Genomic DNA, 16,639 nt, shown 5'->3' on the forward strand with positions numbered 1-16,639 from the left:
AATGCAATCGGTATTGTACATGGACATAATCCGTCCACTTTTTAAGCTGCCGCCACAGCGATCACAATGTGTTTGTGAGAAAAATTTATCCATCTTGCTTCACCTCAGAACTGTACTTCTTTCTAGTTTCCTGAATGAATATTTCAAGAGCCCTAGCGTTTGGATCCAAATCCTCTTCACTGTTCCAAAACTGGTCCAGATCCTCTAGCAAGTCGAGAATGGTAAGGACTCCTTCTTTAGCATCCGCTTCGCCAAGGACGACCTCTTTTTCAATGATGGTTGCCTTAAGTCCCTGAATCATTGCTTGGTAGATTTGCTCATTCATTCGGTTCACTCACCTTTCTAAAGGCTCCGCTTCCTTCAAGGTTTTGTAGTAGCACCTTTCTAGTTGTTTTGTACTCGGGGCCATTCATTCCGAGTCTTATCAGCCAAGTCCTAAAGGCATATTTCGGATTGTCATCCTGAGCTCGTTTGAAAGTCGCTCGTTTTTGCTTCTTGGCATTTTTGTTGATGAATGCGGTGAGGTCTTGAAAGGCTGCAATTTTCTCTGAATCCAAGTTTTGCGCTGCTAGTTTGATAGTGAATGTTTCTTTTTCAAAATCAAAAGCTACGCCTGGGACCCTCTCAACTCCAAGTTCATCAAGTGCCTTCTTAAACTCCTCAAATGTACTCATTTCTTTTTCACTCAAATCCTCTGGGAAGGTTTCATCCATCAGCTGCTGGGTTGTTTCAAATGCTTTCAAGATTAGGTGCTGTTTGCTATAAAGCATGTTTACTAGATTTCTTAATGTGTTTCCGGTGTGGCCCTCAAGCGGGAGCGTTACCTCAATCCCATCCAAATCAAGAACCACTGGCTGTTCCTCACCTGTTTCTTCTTCAAGCTCTGGCGGATTAGTTATCTCTTCAAAGGTTTTCACTTCTCCGGCTGAGTTTGTAATCGTGCCCTGCCTATCTATAGTGTAGGTTTCATCCTCGGTTATAATTTCGTAGGCAAAGGTTGGAACGTTTAGATACTTGGGTTTCACTCCTAAAAATTGTCCTAGTTTTTTGACCATTTCTTTTCGATCCATTTTCACTACCTCCTGTGTTTTGGTGTAGTACATATATCACTCTAAACACAAGTAATAGCAAGTCATTCCTGATCAAAATGCGTATATTTATAGACCAATAGAAAAAGGCCCGTTAAGGCCCCACTCTAGTCATTTTCAATTGCTGTATATCTTGGATAACTATAGCCTTCGCAGTTCACTAAAACTTTTTCACCTGTATCTTTATTGATCACTCTAATGCAGCGGGCCTCTCGGTTCTCATTCACTCCACCGTCTTCCTCATTGACCCAAGGCTGGTCATTAAAGAAGTCATTAGCAAAGTTGTGAAAATCGCTGTCTTCTAACTCTATTTCTTTTGTTACGATGTAGCTTTGCCCTCGCTGCCCTCGCTTCATAGCTTCTTCCGTTATTTCCTTCAGCTCCGCTAGATTACTAACTTTTCTTCCAAACAATGCTTTCATTCCTCATCACTCCACCTCAACGTATTCCATGATGATTTGGAGGGCTTCACCATAGGAACTGGACGCCATCACTCGCTCACTTACTTCTTTGACTTGTTCTTCTTTCCCATCTTCTTTTAATGCTCTGCTGACTCGTCCAAGGATAGAAAAGATATTACCATCTTCGCCAATAAGTTTGACTGATGGTTTATGGTTTTCTTCCATCACTCTGCCTCCAATCTCTTCAAGGTAGTAGCATATTGCCATACACCTTGAGGTATAGCAACTTTGTTCATCTATAATATTTCATCTAATACAGGTTTAGGAACATCTGAATACGATAGCTTCTCTCCGTCTCTTTCCAGATAAACATTCGCATCCGTTCCCGCATGCTCGATATACCTTTTGACAATTGCATCTGCATACTTTTCATCCAGTTCAATCGTATAGCAGATTCGGTTGGTTTGTTCACAAGCCATGAGAGTAGAACCACTCCCGCCAAAAGGATCCAGGACGATGCAATTGCTCATGCTACTGTTTTGAATCGGGTAGGCACACAAGTTAACCGGCTTCATCGTTGGATGAAGAACATTCTTCGATGGTCTATCAAAATTCCAAATGGTGCTCTGCTTTCGATCAGCATACCAGTTATGCTTACCATCCTTTAACCAGCCAAATAAAATCGGTTCATGTTTCCATTGGTATGGACTTCTTCCAAGAACCAGGCTTTGCTTGGCCCAGATGCAAACACCCGATAAGTAAAAGCCTGCATCTTTGAAAGCCTTTCTAAAGTTGTAACCTTCTGTATCCGCATGGAACACATAGATGGATGCATCCTTTTCCATACTGGTAGCCATATTCTTATAGGCTTTGAGTAGGAAATTATAAAACTCATCATCTTTCATGTTATCGTTCTGGATACTGCCTGCTTGTGAAGAGTAATTGACGTTGTACGGCGGGTCCGTTACAACAAGATTTGCTTTCTGGCCATTCATGAGAACTTGATAAACCTCTGCATCTGTACTGTCCCCACAAACTAAACGATGCCTACCAAGTAACCACACGTCACCTTTTTGGGTAATAGCTGGTTCAGCTAATTCCTTTTCAACATCAAAATCGTCTTCCGTAATATCTTTATCATGTACCTCATTAAAAAGCTGGTCGATTTCTGGTGGGTCAAAACCTGTGAATGAAACGTCGTAATCCAAGGACTGCAAATCTTGAATAAGGTCTGCTAACAATTCTTTGTTCCATTCACCGCTGATTTTATTTAAAGCAATATTCAGCGCTTTTTCTTTTGTCTTATCAATATCGGTGACCACACAATCGATTTCCGTAAAACCTAACGTCTTTAAAACTGTGATTCTTTGGTGCCCACCGATCACCGTCATATCCTGGTTAACAATGACAGGTTCTACATAACCAAATTGCTCAATACTATTTTTAATCTTTTCAAATTCACTGTCTCCCGGCTTAAGCTTTTTTCTTGGGTTATAACTAGCAGGAATTAAATCATCAATCGGCAGCTTTTTAATTTCCATCTTCTTCACTCCAAAATCTAAATTTGATATAGCAATCATGGCTACAGAACTTCCGCTTCTTGTTCCCATAACAACTAAAACTTTCCCCGCATTGTGGACACGTATAGTTATAAACGGCAGTTTCCCTTTTCTTTCGTGCCTGGGGATTTTCATTCCACCAATTTCTGCGACATTCATCAGAACAAAACTTACGAATCCTCCCTCGTCCCTTTTGCTTAAGGAGTTTACCGCAGGAGGAACAGAGTACATGGTTCTTCATTTGTTCTTTCACATTTAAAGCTACAACTTTTGCATCCCCATCTAGACCATTTTGTTTACAAAAGATACGTACAGTATCACGGGATTTCCCCAATACCGCAGCGATCGCTTTATATCCAACTCCTTTAAGCCGCAAGTTATAGATTTGTTGCCTCTCGGCTTCGGTCATTACTTCTACTCCTTTCTGCGTAAACAGTATTTAAAAGGGCAATAAAAAAACGCATTAATCAGCCGTTTAACAAGCTAAAACATGCGTTTCATCTGCTTTTTTGTTTTTTGGTTAAAACTGTTAAAACCCAGTCCTATCAAGGGCTGAACACCACTTTTATCATTTCCTCTATCGAACCTTTTCGCAAAATCTAAAGATTCCTAAACCCTTACCACTATTAAGATTGGCCACATATTCAAGCCCTCAAAAGTAACCCCCCTTGTTTAATTCCGCGAAAATTCACGTAAAGGGGGCGCGCGGTCGCCATATAAAAGGTTGTAGAGATTTGACCTCCCCTACCCGTCCATTAAAAAGTGTAGATTGGATACTGATCTTCTGTTCTTGTCTTACGATCATGACATCTCTTACACAAAGACTGCCAATTGCTTTCATCCCAGAACAGTCTCTGGTCTCCACGGTGTGGTTTGATGTGGTCAACAACCGTTGCTTGAGTCAGCTTCCCTTTCTGCTCACAGTGTTTACAAAGAGGGTGGGCGCTTAAGAAACGCTTGCTCGCCTTCCTCCATCGGTTATCATAACCACGCACGGTTGCGTTTGCTCTATCATCTACATGAAGCTTTGCATGAAACTCACAGTACTTGTCGTCCGCTAACAAAGGACAACCGTTGTGTTTGCATGGCTTCTTTGGTTTCATTGGCATTGCTCTCAACTCCGTTTAATACTATTAACAAAGCCCCGAAGGTAAGTCCTTCAAGGGCTGTATCATTCTATTTCTATAGCTTATACTCTATCACAGGAAGAGGGTGGCTTATAATGGCTTTTCATGGCGTGTTTCAAAATCCAAACAAAAAACCCTTAAAGGAACTTGATCCTTCAAGGGTGTTGTGAATAATCTTCTTTTTCATATGCATTCCACCGGGCTACTTTCTAATCGTTCCGTTGCTTCTTTCAATGCCTTCCGATGCAACCGATAAACCCATCGCACATCATAACCCATGATGGCAGCGACTTCTTCCCAGGTACTCCCACCAAGATAACGTAGCTCAAGGAGTAAACGATGGGAGGGATTCTCGATTTCAGAAACGAAGGTAGCCAACTCACGTTTTAAATCAATTAATTGATCAATGTCGCCATTGATTTCTTCCTCTAGGCTCATTAACTTAACGAGAGCAGTTTCCATCGGTGATTGCTGTTTCGTACTTTGAACCTTATCATCCTGAAGGACGGATGTTGTTTTTAAAGCAAGGTCTCGTAACATCGCAACTTGTTCAAGTTTACTGTTTATTCTTTGATCAAGCTGAAAAGCCTGGGATAAATATTCTTTTGCATCCACCGTCGATTCCTCCTGTCATTCTATCCATGGGGTAAACCCTCTTTATATTGATTCATTCTTGCTTTGACCGCTTCCATTAATGCCGCTTGGCTTACGTCTTTATCTTCCAGTGCTTTCATCACTCGTTCATCAATGGTGTCTTTGGCAATGATGTGGTGAATCACGACCGATTGTTTTTGACCTTGTCGCCATAATCTTGCATTTGCTTGTTGGTAAAGTTCAAGACTCCAAGTGAGTCCAAACCAGATAATGATATTTCCACCCGTTTGAAGGTTAAGCCCATGACCAGCAGATGCTGGGTGGGCTAACAAAACTTGAACCTTCCCTTGATTCCAATCCTTGATATCTTGATCTGTTTGAAGGATCCTCGGCTTTAGTTTCTTTAAATGCTTTAAAATCCTGTCCTTATCATGCTGATAACCATAAAACACAAGAACCGGATTTCCGTTAGCTGTTTCAATCAATTCATCCAATGCTTTTAATTTTTCATCATGAATTGGTTTCACTTCTCCGTCTTCATCGTAAACAGCGCCATTTGCCATTTGTAATAATTTATTAGCAAGGACGGCAGCGGAACCAGCCAAGACATCCGCTTCTTCGATTGATAAAATGAGTTCTTTTTCTAATCGGTCATACTGCTCCTTCGCTTTCATAGGAAGTTCCACCGAAATCACATTGTTGATTCGGTCTGGCAGCTCGAGGTAATCCTTGGCCTTCATACTCACACAAATATCAGAAAGCCTTTCATGTATTGCGTCTTCCGCTCCCTCTTTTAATTTCCAAGTATAGACAATCATTTGATTTCGTTTATCCGGTAAGAAATATTTCTCACGATATCCTGTGACTGTTTTACCCAGTCGTTCTCCGCCGTCTAGCAAGTAAATCTGTGGCCACAAATCAATCAAACTGTTTGGTGCAGGTGTTCCAGTTAAACCGACCATTCTTTTGATAAAGGGCCTCACCTTTTTTAAGGCTTTGAACCGCTGGGCCTTCGAGGATTTAAAGCTGGACAACTCATCAATTACTACCATGTCAAATGGCCAGTCCGAATCAAATCGTTCTACAAGCCATGTTACGTTTTCACGATTGATGATGTAGATGTCAGCTTTTCTATATAAAGCAGCAACCCTTTGCTTTTCATTGCCGAGCACTTTGGAAATTCGGAGCCCTTTCAAATGATCCCACTTTTCCACTTCTTCCTCCCAAGTCGTACTAGCAACTCGAAGCGGTGCAATAACGAGAACTTTCGCCACATCGAAGTAGTCATACATCAGTTCCAAAATCGCTGTCAGGGTTGCTATTGATTTCCCCATTCCCATTTCGAGGAAAAGAGCTGATTTCTTTTTATCAATAATCCATTGGGTGGCATAAGCCTGGTAATGATACGGTTTATATTTCAAGGGCTCATCTCCTCCAGCATTCGATCGACCGCCTCGTAGCTATCAATCTTATAAACTTTAAATCCTAATGCTTCCAGCTGTTTCTTCCTTTTTTGCTGTAAGGCTCGTAGCCTCTTAGCCGGTGCCTTTAATTCCACAAAAGCAATCCTTGAACCATGAAAGAGCACCAACCGGTCTGGCACCCCAGCAAAACCGGGCGACACAAGTTTTAATGCTAACCCACCATTTTCGTTTACTTTCTTTTTTAGCCTTTTCTCGACACTCACTTCATTCATCTATCGGTCACCCCTAAAATAAATGTTTACAGTTAAAACTCAGTATTCATAAGGCTTTCAACCTTCTCGTAAACAAGTAAACATAAAAATTGTTAATCTATACATATATGGCTATTAGGGTGTATAGGTTATATATGTTATTCTCTATTTCTTCTAATATAGATATAGTTGTTTATCATGTTTACAAAGTATATAGATAGAGGATATAAGGAGTTGGTTGTTAACAATAAATTGATTTCAAAGTTTACGTGTTTACAATTCTTCTCTTCTAAATCCCCGTTGTGTCCCATAACTATTGTCAAAACGAATCGAGCTCACTCGTTTCCAGCCAGGTGTATGTTGGATGATCATATTTATTTCTTTGGCATCATATCTGGTCATGATGGATACATCCTTTTGGAAAAGTTCTTCCCAAACCATCTGAGCACACACCTTAGTTAGCTTCATTTTTTTACTTGATACATCACCCTGCTGGTCCATATGCAAATAAGCTCTTCTTGAACCAATGTCTAGTTCATACCAGTTCGTTGGCACCATTGTTTCTAGATAAGTTCGAATGCTTTCTGCGATCGGATTTTCCTGAGTATGAGCAGCCTGAAGTTCATAGGCCTTTTCTTCAATTTCTTTACTTAAAGCTAAGGTCTCTCCCTTTTCAAACAGTACCTTTGCCTCCGCCCAAATCTGATCGACTTCCTCTTCCGTTAATTCCTCCCACATGTTTTTCCTACCGCCACCGTTTACTGTAATCGGTAAAAAGCGACGGTTTCCTGTTGGATCATTTAAAAAATCATAATCATTGGTGGTTCCGAAAAAAACGCACTGCCGCTTGAACGTTTCATTGTGCCTGCCATAAGCAACTCGAAAGGTATCCTCGGATTTGGAAATAAAATGCTTTACTGCTTCCGTGTCTGCCTTCTTCGTTGCCGTCAGCTCGGCCATTTCTAAAATCCATGCACCCTGAAGCTGTTCATAGGCTTCTTTGCCCTTCACAGTAATCAAGGAATCCGAGTGCCATTCCTTACCTATAAGCTTAATAATGTAACTCTTCCCCACACCTTGAGGGCCAACAAGGACAACACAGTAGTCAAACTTGGCACCCGGTCTATAAATCCTTGTAACTGCTGCAAGCATAATTTTCCGAGTAAATGTTCTGACACATTCATTATTATCAGCACCAAGATAATCTACCAGTAAGGTTTCAATCCGCTCCTGACCATCCCAAACAAGACCATTTAAATAATCTTTAATCGGATGAAAGGCATATTTCACTGCCACTTCACTCCAAGCGTCAGCAATAACCCCCGCTCCTTTAATGCCATAGATGGAGTAAAGGTAATTTCTTAAACTAGCATCATCAGTGTCTGACCAATATTCTCCTCTTTCAGCACTTCGCCAAGGCAAATCATCTTTTATAACCACCCGATGTACAAAATCGTTCATAGCGATTCGGTCTTTTAAAACTGGATCATTTTCAAGAATAAGGATGACATTCGGTGCACTGGAGACGATATTTCCTTTCTGGTCCCTCGTTAGTTCTGTTAGCCACTCCATTTCCTCATCTTCAAAATCATCAGCAGCAAGGCTTAACTGTTCTTTACCAAGGGTTAGTTTGACTTGCTTATCTTTTAAGGCTTCTTCCACCATTGCTTTATACGAAGGCAATCGATTGATTGGTGTTCCTTCTTTCATCGTTTCATCCAGGCCACCAAATAAATGCATACGAACTAAATCAAATGCGTTACAGAGTCTTCCACCAATAGGGTCAGTAGAATGATGAGAGTAGGCAAAGTCACCATCTTCGTAAATCACTAACCCACCAGCTGTGGAACCAGCTGAATACGTATATCTGTTTGGATCCTCGCAAGGAACGTAAATATCACTTAAATATTTATCAATCACATCGGTGACAGTGTAAGTCCGGCAAAAAGCACCAACCACACCTTCTTTGGTTTTGGGATCACCTTGCTTATCAGCCAGTTTCTTCCGCTCGTGAACAGTTCTTGAGCTTTCGGGCCAGTAAGAGGAATCTTTCCAATCTGGATATCTCGCCAAAACAGCATCTGGATCAATCCATGGCTCGTCTAGTACTTTAAAGACAAATTCCCCATCAGATGATGTCGATGGCCAATACATCAGCCGGTGCACTTGATAGGTGGTATCATCGAAAAAATCAATGCCTAGGTCAGCAGCTATCCTTCTAGCAATCGGTACGTATTCATCGGCGGTAACTGGTCTGGATAAAGGAATGACAAGTCGCAATCTTGGATTCTTTGGTTGGTGTTTATGAGTAGAGTACATGGCGCACCCGTAGCCAAACATGGTCTCGACAGCTGTCCATAAATCCCCTTTCACAAAGTCAGCATCAAGGGAGACAATTTGTCGCCAAACCACACCATCATGTTTTCTTCTGCCACCCTTTAAGGTCCCGCCGACAAAACCACCTACATCTTTTATCTCGTCTTGCTTTGATTTGGAAAGCTTCTTATATTCCTCATACGTTTCATGAGTTCGAATTGTACTACTTAGCTTCTGAACCACCTCAGACCAAAGCATCTCTCGATTCTTCCAGTTCAGTTCTTTACGATTTCTTCCGGTTGCAATCGTAAGGTTTCCATTATGTTTTAAGCTGTAACTTCTTCTTTCACTGAGCTCTTTCACATCTACCAGCCCTCCTTCGTAACACAGTACCTAGGCCTTTTTTGGCTCCTTCCAAATCACCGGAAAGAGCCTGACCTTTTAATGTTTTCATCGTTTGTTTTGGTAGTACGTCTTTGTATCGTTTTAAGTCCATTAAAAATTTCACTGTATCCATGTCAGCCACTCGCCATCGCTCCTATCGAATGTCAATCTTTCTTGTAATAGAAGGTTTCAAAGCTATCCGCCCCAAGAGGAAGACCAGGTGCCCAATCAATCGATTGACCCATTATGTTTTCGACTTCTTCCATTGACCCAGTGGTAATAGGAACATCAAGAATGACTTCATCATGAACATGGAAATTAATGCGGTATCCCGCCTCATCTAAACGAAGCATCGATACAGCTAGACAATCTCTAGCAATGGCTTGAATAATATTCTCCGTCAATTTTCCACCGTAAGTCGGAATCCTGCCCCACTGTTTGGATCCTTGTTCCGTTCCTTCATACGTAAGCTGTTCTTTTCCAAAGCGCTCGTCCACCCCGATTCTGGGCCTTACATAAGCAAGAGAACGCCCCGATGGCAACGTGATAAATAAAATGCCCTTTATATAATGGAAGGTGAGACCATATTGCATTTTCACCACTACTTTTTCTTTCACCGCTTTGATGGCTGCTGCTTCTATGCCCCACCAAAGTTTCACGATATTTGGATTCGCCTCTCGCCAAGCGGAAACTAACTCTGGAAGTTCATCTTCGGAGAGGCCCATTTCTAAAGCCCCCATCTGCATCAAAGCCCCTTTGGATCCACCGTAGCCAAGAGCCAATTCAGCAATTTTACCTTTCTGTCGGAGTGGGCTTCCTTTATCAATGGTTTCAATGGGTACTTTAAACATCTGCGCAGCAGAGGCTTCATAAATCTTCCCATGGGATTGGAATACATCCATCCTCCAACGCTCGCCAGCAAGCCAAGCAATCACCCGTGCTTCAATTGCTGAAAAGTCAGCCACAACAAAACGGTGGCTCTTTGATGGAATAAATGCTGTTCGAATTAACTGCGATAATACATCCGACACACTCTCAAAAAGAAGCTCCAATGCATCATAGCTTCCAGATTTCAATAGGTCTCTTGCAATCTGTAAATCTTTTAAACTGTTTCTTGGTAGATTATGAATTTGAACGAGTCTACCAGCCCAGCGACCTGTGCGATTCGCCCCGTAAAATTGGAGCAACCCTCTAATTCTTTGGTCAGTACAGATTGACCGCTCCATTGCTTCATACTTTTTCACAGATGTTTTGGACATGGCTTGTCTTAATTCCAACAGCCGCTTTACTTCCTGATTTTCCACTTCACTCATTAGTGCTTCCACATTTTTCTTTGCAAGGCTATTGACTTCTAACCCTTGCTTTAACAACCAACCTTTCAGCTGCGCTGGACTATTCGGGTTCTCGAGTCCTGTTAAACGCACAGCTTCTTCAAAGAGCTTATCCTGAAATGCCTTATCTGCTCGAAGAGCATTCTCGACAAGAATTGAATCAATAAAAACACCTTCATCATTTATTTTCTGGTCCAACTCCCAAAGCTTCTGTTCGACTTTGGGAATTGGGAATGATTCTAGCTTTTTCCGGATTTGCCGTTCCACTTCAACATCCTGTTTACAGTAATCTATAAAGGTAGCCCACTTATCAGGGTCGTGTTCAGGTAAATTACGGGTTCTTCCACCATTCACTTTGGTCGCCTTACAGGGCACAGAAAAGTAACGTATCAAGGCTTTTCCTTCCTTCATCTTCTGATCCTTCAACCTAAGACATTTCGCTACCCCATCGAGATAACCAGGCAAGCCAAGCATTAAAGCATGAACCGATGAACACCGCCATTGATCTGGCGGCATCGGCTGATGAAAATACTTGGCTAAGCAGGTTCTTTCAAAGTTGGCATTATATGCTGTCTTTATAATTTTCGGATCTGTCATAGCTTTTAAAATGTCAGCTGGCATCTTCTCACCAGAAGCTAAGTCAACAATCTGCACCTCTTCGTCATCAAAGGCATAAGCAATGAGAAGAATTTCAAAATCAGATGATTCACAGTAGGCATAGACCCCAGACTTAATTAGGTCTACACTACTGTAAGTTTCTATATCAATAGATAAGAGTTTCATAGACATCAACCTAAGATGTCATCTTCATCATCGTCACCGTCATCACCAAAGTCTGCTTCAGCACTACTACGGCCGCCAAGTGGTTCACCATCATCTGTTTTCATGATGTTTTGAAGTCCAGCAGCAATCCCACGGTTTCCGTTTACATTAAATCCATAAAAGGTCAAACTAACTCGTCCATAGCAGCCTGAATAAAACTCACTTTGGTCCATGATTGGATTTAAATCCGCATCTACAATTCCTGGTTTAATTTTGCTGTTGGCATTAATGAAATAAGAATCTGCATAAGCCTCATCATCTTCACGATCCACATCGCCGTCACGCAATGGTGTTTTTAAGTTGGATGGAACCTTACCACCAAACTTATCCTTGTTTTCTTGAGTCGCTTTTTGAATCGCATCTTTTACTTTCTTGATTGTTGCCTTATCGGATTTTGGGATAATGATACTTACTGAATATTTAAGGTCACTTCCATTAACGCTGACTGCTTGATGTACATTCGCATAACTGAACCGTACTGGGTTTTCCTTTGTTCCAATTGTGATTTTTACCATATCTTATTTCCTCCTCATTATTGAAAATCCGCTTCTGGTGAAGATTTTATTTCTTGTCGCTTGTCCTCTTCTGGCACGAGTTTTACCTTTCCCGGTGCTTTTGTGATGAGAGAACCAAGCAATTCTTGAAATGCTTTTTTACCTAACTCTTTTTCTAGAGTAGTAATCGTATTGAGTGATTTCTTATAAATCACATCACTGTCATATCCTGCAGCAGTAAGTGCCTCAACTACTGCATTTTCATCACTATATTTACGGCTACCTCTGCCCTCAACCAGTTTCATCCCTGGCCATTGCTTGTTTTCATTCATCGCCATAGCAAATGCATATTCTTGTACATCTTTTGCCCAGCTCAGCAGCTGATCAATGGAAGTTAACACTTCCACTACTTCATCATCTGTCAGTAACGGAGGTTTCTGAAAATCCATACAGGCAAGTTTCAAATTTTCCTCCGCTCTCGCTCTACAGGTCGCCTTCACCTTACAAAAGCGGCAATGCTCACCTGCTAAGAAATCACCTTCGCCTTTAAATGCTAACTCCGCTTTGGGCTTGACCTCATTCTCTGCCCATTCCAATAGTTCTTCGACCTGCATTTCATCAGTGGAGATATTATCTAACCTTGGCTGCACAATGGTCATCAGTATTTTCTGAGTATCATAGAGTACACCAAAGTTGTTTAATGCACCCAAAGCGTACAGTCGCATTTGTGGGTTTTCAACTGCTGAAACCTTGACACCTTTCCCACCCTTAAGATCAATAACTTCTAATCTATCACCATAAATCAGTATTACGTCCCCGGTTCCGAATCCGTCTGGAACATAGGGACTAAAATCTACCCTTTCCTCAATAAGGATGAGCGGATCCTTGCTAGATACCCTAGCCTCGTTCATCTTTTCAGTAACAACATCTACATAGGTTTTTACAGCTTGTTCAATTTCTGTGTTATAAAATTCATTTTGTTTCATTTGCTTCAGCTTTTTATTCAACTGTGCTTTTGTCATCTGTTTTAATTCATAAGACAAATAAAGTTCTGATAGCTCATGCATGAATGTACCCTCTTTGGCAAAGACGCTTGTTGTTTCTTCGTACTGCTCTGACAACCGAACGCTTGGTGGACAAGCTAACCAGCGACTCGCACCAGAAGCACTTAAACTCGCATGAGCTCTTTCTGAATGATTCACAGCATTCCTCATCAAAGTTTCCCCGCTTCTTCTAAAAGCTCTGGATACTTTTCAGCTGGAATATCACTTAATTTTTTTGCTCCAAATCCCGTAATCAGCTCTTTCACTTGTACCTGTTTTCCATCTTGAGAAAGTGCTGCAAGTTTCGCTCTCACATCCTCCAAAGTTGACAGCTTAGCTTTCGTAGGTTTTGGAGATTTCTTTGACTCCTCATTTTCTTTCGTTTGTTGTTTCTCAACGGAAGTTGCTGATACCGTTTGATTGTTTTCCAGTGCAAACACCAAGGTTTCAATGCTACCTGCTAGATTTCGTAAGTCTGTCACTACATCAAGAGCGAGTTTTGTTTTGCTCATTTGCTGTTTCTCCTTTCTTTTCATTTTGTTCATCAAGCTGGCTCAGTCGATTGGCTAGTCTTTTCGATACAATGCTGATAGCTGTAAGGACGCCAACCATCTCTTCCTGCATATCTTTATTGACACCCTTTTGCTTTACTTGTGTTGTCATCACAGGTCACCTCCTTTTCTTTAGATATGGCCCTTCACTTATTAGCCAACGAGAAAGATGGTTTGGTAACCAAAATTACAAAAAATATTTTTTAAGCTTGTCCAACACCTTTTTGTGTCGTTTAACAACAGCTACATGAGAGATGTTTTCTACCTTTGCTACCTCTCTTACTGTTAGATCTTTATAGTAAAGAGCCTGTATGAGCTCTTGTTCCTTTTCATTCAGTTCAGCCATCGCTTCCTGCAAGATTAATAGAGTGGCTTTATCGCAAAGAATATCTTCTATCATTTGGTCATCCTTAAAATCACCGCCTAGATCCATCAAACGATTGATTGAATCCTCTTTGCTCGGGACAAAATCTACCGTTTCTGTTTCAGAATCAACAGCAATCCGTCCAACTTTAATATCCTCTTCTAGGTACCGCTCTCTTCTTTTCATTTTGTAATACTCTTTGTAAATCTCTCCGCTAACACTGACCTGCTCCTTGCCGATTTTGATAAAAAACTCATTCATTCTCTTTTCCTCCTATGGTCCGGCAAGGAGCCGTAGGGAAAAAAGAGACAAAAAAAACCGAGCACAATCACCCACATTATTTGTAGGTTGATTTGTGCCCGGTTTAAGGTAGTTCACATCACGACTCCATTACTCGGTACCGAATATTTAAGATTCAATGTGCATTCACTTACTGGAATATGATCATTGTTTATTCTTGATCCAGCCTGGGTAATGCCATCGATTCCTCGCTTGGTATCATCGTGATATGAACTTTTGGTAAAAAGTAAAAAGGTCCGCATACATCAGTTATCAATCACTGATATATACGGACCTTAAGGTAGAATTACTTTGTAACTCATGGTGATTCAGATTCTCCTTTTCGTCTCGCTATAGGTTTTCCGCCTACCTGTTTAAATTCATCTGTCGCGAGTTCAACTTCCCAAACCCGCTTACATTTGGTGCACTTCGTTTGTACGGGACCAGTAGCATTATCCCCTTTATCCATTAGCCTGTGACCACACACAGGACATTCCACTCTTGCTAATACATCTTCTTTAATCATTCGTTTTCCTCCCAACTGTTGTAATAAAGCCTTTTATGAAAGTATTCCTCTATTATATTTTATATCGGAACATATGTTCTGTACAGTAGGAATACCAATTTTCTGCCTTTCCCTATTATCACAATTCTTACCTTCCTTTCTGCGATTCAATTTATTTTGTTGCATATTTGGGAAACTAAAATAAATAAAAAAATAGTATTGCTAACAATTTCCATTATACTTCGACACGATATTTGCGTCAATCCTAAATATGCAACATTCAACAAAAAGTTGCATAAATTATTAGAGAGAATTATAATATGAGTATAGTAAGAAATTGGAGGGCAATTTTATGAAGAAAGATGAAATGAGTAAGACTGATCAGGAAATTCTACGAAGACGTTTAAAGGAAAGACGTCTCTTTTTAAATATGACCTATCAAGATCTAGCCGAGAAGACGGGCATGAGTAAATCTTCTATACAGCGATATGAAACGGGAGGTATTAAAAATATTCCATATGATAAAATTTTCGCTTTATCAGAAGCATTAGAGGTAAGTCCTGAATATTTTACTAATTTGACAAAAGATTATACTGGGGAATCTGCTTTTGAAATCGATGTGGTTAAAAAAGAGGATAGATCACAACACTTAGATCATATTAGAGAATTTGAGGAAAGAGCGATTAGGTATATAACTCCAAACTTAATTTCACAGGGATATAATATAGAACGGCACAGTCATGGATGTGTAGGAGATATTGTTGCAACGAAGGGGAAGGAAATATGGCATATTGATTTCCTTTATACGAGGGATGTAAAGAAGTATCCACCACAAACGGGTATGGGAAGGCAACAGCTCCTGCTAAGGTTTGGTAGGCTTGCTGTTTACGACAAACCGATAACTAAATACTCCATAGTAATGGACATTCGCGTATTAGCTGAACAATATATTAAATTGAAACCAATTCACTTAGACATAGAGACGAGTATCATTATTTTACGGGGAACTGATTACGAAGAATTGCATTTCTAGGAAAAAATAAGCAGCACAAATAAGCCCGCCAAGCCATTGAGCCCAGCGGGTAAGTTTATCCTCACCGATATTTATTTACTTAAATAGCCATTAGGATGACTCTTATGCCAGTTCCATGCATCTGTAATAATCTTTTCTAATGAGTCAAACTGCGGTTTCCATCCTAATATCTTCCTTGCTTTCTCTGAAGAAGCGATCAAGGCAGCTGGATCACCTGCTCTTCTTTCTTTTACCTCTGCTGGAATCGGATGGTTCGTTACCATTCTTGCTGCATCAATTACTTCTTTGACTGAGTAACCATTTCCGTTACCCAGATTAAAAATGTCACTTGGGTTATCTTTTCTTAAGTATTCTAATGCTAAATAGTGAGCAGAAGCCAAGTCCATTACATGAATATAATCTCTAATACATGTACCATCATCTGTAGGGTAATCATCGCCGAACATATAAATTTTATCTCTTTGACCAAGTGGAACTTGTAAAATCAAAGGAATCAGATGTGTTTCTGGATCATGATCTTCCCCAATATTACCACTTTCATGAGCTCCAGCAGCATTAAAGTATCTTAAAGAAACATATTTAATATCATAACCTTGATCAAACCACTTCATCATTTTCTCCATGGCTAGTTTTGTTTCACCATAAGTGTTCGTAGGATTTGTTTTATCTTCTTCAAGAATAGGGATGTTCTTAGGTTCTCCATAGGTAGCTGCAGTTGATGAGAATACTATTTTTCTGACATTATTATGCCTCATAACATCCAATAGACACATCATTCCATATACATTGTTATGGTAGTATTCATATGGATTAGCCATGCTTTCGCCAACTAAAGAGTTAGCTGCAAAGTGAATAACTGCTTCAATATTGTGAGTCTTAAAAACTCTGTCTAACTCATCTTTTTTTCTAAGATCAATTGAATAGAAATTGTCTATATCAATTGATGTTCGATGACCACTTTGTAAATTATCAACAACAACAACTTCTTCATTATGTTCTAAAAAATATCTTACTGTATGAGAGCCAATATATCCTGCTCCTCCGGTTACTAATATAGACATTTCCCTATTTGC

General features: G+C 40.4%; 21 protein-coding genes. 1 reads left to right on the forward strand and 20 read right to left on the reverse strand.

What is annotated here, in order from left to right:
• Window positions 1-85: 85 nt before the first annotated feature.
• From D3H55_RS06105 to D3H55_RS06190, 19 genes are all read right to left on the reverse strand, one after another.
• Window positions 86-325, reverse strand: a complete 240-nt coding sequence (locus tag D3H55_RS06105; RefSeq protein ID WP_079525447.1) for a hypothetical protein — start codon at window positions 323-325, stop codon at window positions 86-88.
• A complete protein-coding gene (locus D3H55_RS06110; protein ID WP_119546033.1) occupies window positions 318-1,070 on the reverse strand; it encodes a virulence-related protein in 753 nt (250 codons plus the stop codon). Before D3H55_RS06110 ends, D3H55_RS06105 begins: the two co-directional genes overlap by 8 nt.
• Window positions 1,071-1,195: 125 nt before the next feature.
• Window positions 1,196-1,510, reverse strand: coding sequence for a DUF6329 domain-containing protein (locus D3H55_RS06115; RefSeq protein ID WP_119546034.1), 315 nt, complete (start codon window positions 1,508-1,510; stop codon window positions 1,196-1,198).
• 6 nt (window positions 1,511-1,516) lie between these two features.
• A complete protein-coding gene (locus D3H55_RS06120) occupies window positions 1,517-1,714 on the reverse strand; it encodes a hypothetical protein (RefSeq protein WP_119546035.1) in 198 nt (65 codons plus the stop codon).
• A 71-nt stretch (window positions 1,715-1,785) separates the two neighbouring features.
• On the reverse strand, window positions 1,786-3,030 hold the full coding sequence (locus D3H55_RS06125) for a site-specific DNA-methyltransferase (protein WP_119546036.1): 1,245 nt from the start codon (window positions 3,028-3,030) through the stop codon (window positions 1,786-1,788).
• Window positions 3,020-3,457: a helix-turn-helix domain-containing protein gene (locus tag D3H55_RS06130; protein WP_119546037.1), complete on the reverse strand. Its 438-nt coding sequence runs from the start codon at window positions 3,455-3,457 to the stop codon at window positions 3,020-3,022. The genes D3H55_RS06125 and D3H55_RS06130 overlap by 11 nt, the downstream gene beginning before the upstream one ends.
• Before the next feature lie 346 nt (window positions 3,458-3,803).
• Window positions 3,804-4,157 (reverse strand): HNH endonuclease, encoded by a 354-nt coding sequence (locus tag D3H55_RS06135; RefSeq protein ID WP_119546038.1) that lies wholly within the window; start codon window positions 4,155-4,157, stop codon window positions 3,804-3,806.
• Between the two features lie 201 nt (window positions 4,158-4,358).
• On the reverse strand, window positions 4,359-4,790 hold the full coding sequence (locus D3H55_RS06140) for a DUF1492 domain-containing protein (RefSeq protein WP_119546039.1): 432 nt from the start codon (window positions 4,788-4,790) through the stop codon (window positions 4,359-4,361).
• A gap of 20 nt (window positions 4,791-4,810) precedes the next feature.
• A complete protein-coding gene (locus tag D3H55_RS06145; protein WP_119546040.1) occupies window positions 4,811-6,190 on the reverse strand; it encodes a DEAD/DEAH box helicase in 1,380 nt (459 codons plus the stop codon).
• Window positions 6,187-6,465: a PDDEXK family nuclease gene (locus tag D3H55_RS06150; RefSeq protein WP_119546041.1), complete on the reverse strand. Its 279-nt coding sequence runs from the start codon at window positions 6,463-6,465 to the stop codon at window positions 6,187-6,189. The genes D3H55_RS06145 and D3H55_RS06150 overlap by 4 nt, the downstream gene beginning before the upstream one ends.
• Before the next feature lie 252 nt (window positions 6,466-6,717).
• A complete protein-coding gene (locus tag D3H55_RS06155; protein WP_119546042.1) occupies window positions 6,718-9,123 on the reverse strand; it encodes a virulence-associated E family protein in 2,406 nt (801 codons plus the stop codon).
• Window positions 9,107-9,286, reverse strand: coding sequence for a hypothetical protein (locus D3H55_RS06160; RefSeq protein ID WP_119546043.1), 180 nt, complete (start codon window positions 9,284-9,286; stop codon window positions 9,107-9,109). The genes D3H55_RS06155 and D3H55_RS06160 overlap by 17 nt, the downstream gene beginning before the upstream one ends.
• Before the next feature lie 22 nt (window positions 9,287-9,308).
• Entirely contained in the window at window positions 9,309-11,258 is a 1,950-nt protein-coding gene (locus D3H55_RS06165) for a DNA polymerase (RefSeq protein WP_119546044.1), read from the reverse strand.
• 5 nt (window positions 11,259-11,263) lie between these two features.
• Window positions 11,264-11,812 (reverse strand): DUF2815 family protein, encoded by a 549-nt coding sequence (locus tag D3H55_RS06170; RefSeq protein WP_119546045.1) that lies wholly within the window; start codon window positions 11,810-11,812, stop codon window positions 11,264-11,266.
• Between the two features lie 17 nt (window positions 11,813-11,829).
• On the reverse strand, window positions 11,830-12,993 hold the full coding sequence (locus tag D3H55_RS06175) for a DUF2800 domain-containing protein (protein WP_338067926.1): 1,164 nt from the start codon (window positions 12,991-12,993) through the stop codon (window positions 11,830-11,832).
• A gap of 11 nt (window positions 12,994-13,004) precedes the next feature.
• Window positions 13,005-13,346, reverse strand: coding sequence for an rRNA biogenesis protein rrp5 (locus D3H55_RS06180; RefSeq protein WP_119546047.1), 342 nt, complete (start codon window positions 13,344-13,346; stop codon window positions 13,005-13,007).
• Window positions 13,321-13,497 (reverse strand): hypothetical protein, encoded by a 177-nt coding sequence (locus D3H55_RS24055; protein ID WP_168412979.1) that lies wholly within the window; start codon window positions 13,495-13,497, stop codon window positions 13,321-13,323. The genes D3H55_RS06180 and D3H55_RS24055 overlap by 26 nt, the downstream gene beginning before the upstream one ends.
• A gap of 75 nt (window positions 13,498-13,572) precedes the next feature.
• Window positions 13,573-14,010: a sigma-70 family RNA polymerase sigma factor gene (locus D3H55_RS06185; RefSeq protein ID WP_119546048.1), complete on the reverse strand. Its 438-nt coding sequence runs from the start codon at window positions 14,008-14,010 to the stop codon at window positions 13,573-13,575.
• Between the two features lie 337 nt (window positions 14,011-14,347).
• On the reverse strand, window positions 14,348-14,554 hold the full coding sequence (locus tag D3H55_RS06190) for a hypothetical protein (protein WP_119546049.1): 207 nt from the start codon (window positions 14,552-14,554) through the stop codon (window positions 14,348-14,350).
• Window positions 14,555-14,885: 331 nt separating this feature from the next.
• Here D3H55_RS06190 and D3H55_RS06195 point away from each other — a divergent pair, with 331 nt between their 5' ends.
• Window positions 14,886-15,566 carry a helix-turn-helix domain-containing protein gene (locus D3H55_RS06195; RefSeq protein ID WP_205685404.1) on the forward strand — a complete coding sequence of 227 codons (681 nt, stop codon included), beginning with the start codon at window positions 14,886-14,888 and terminating at the stop codon, window positions 15,564-15,566.
• 71 nt (window positions 15,567-15,637) lie between these two features.
• Here the strand turns inward: D3H55_RS06195 and galE are convergent, their stop codons facing one another.
• Window positions 15,638-16,627 carry a UDP-glucose 4-epimerase GalE gene (gene galE, locus D3H55_RS06200; protein WP_119546050.1) on the reverse strand — a complete coding sequence of 330 codons (990 nt, stop codon included), beginning with the start codon at window positions 16,625-16,627 and terminating at the stop codon, window positions 15,638-15,640.
• Between the last annotated feature and the right edge of the window lie 12 nt (window positions 16,628-16,639).

Origin of the sequence: Bacillus salacetis, from assembly GCF_003581585.1 — a bacterium.
In the GTDB taxonomy this organism is placed as follows: Bacteria; Bacillota; Bacilli; order Bacillales; family Bacillaceae_B; genus Rossellomorea; species Rossellomorea salacetis.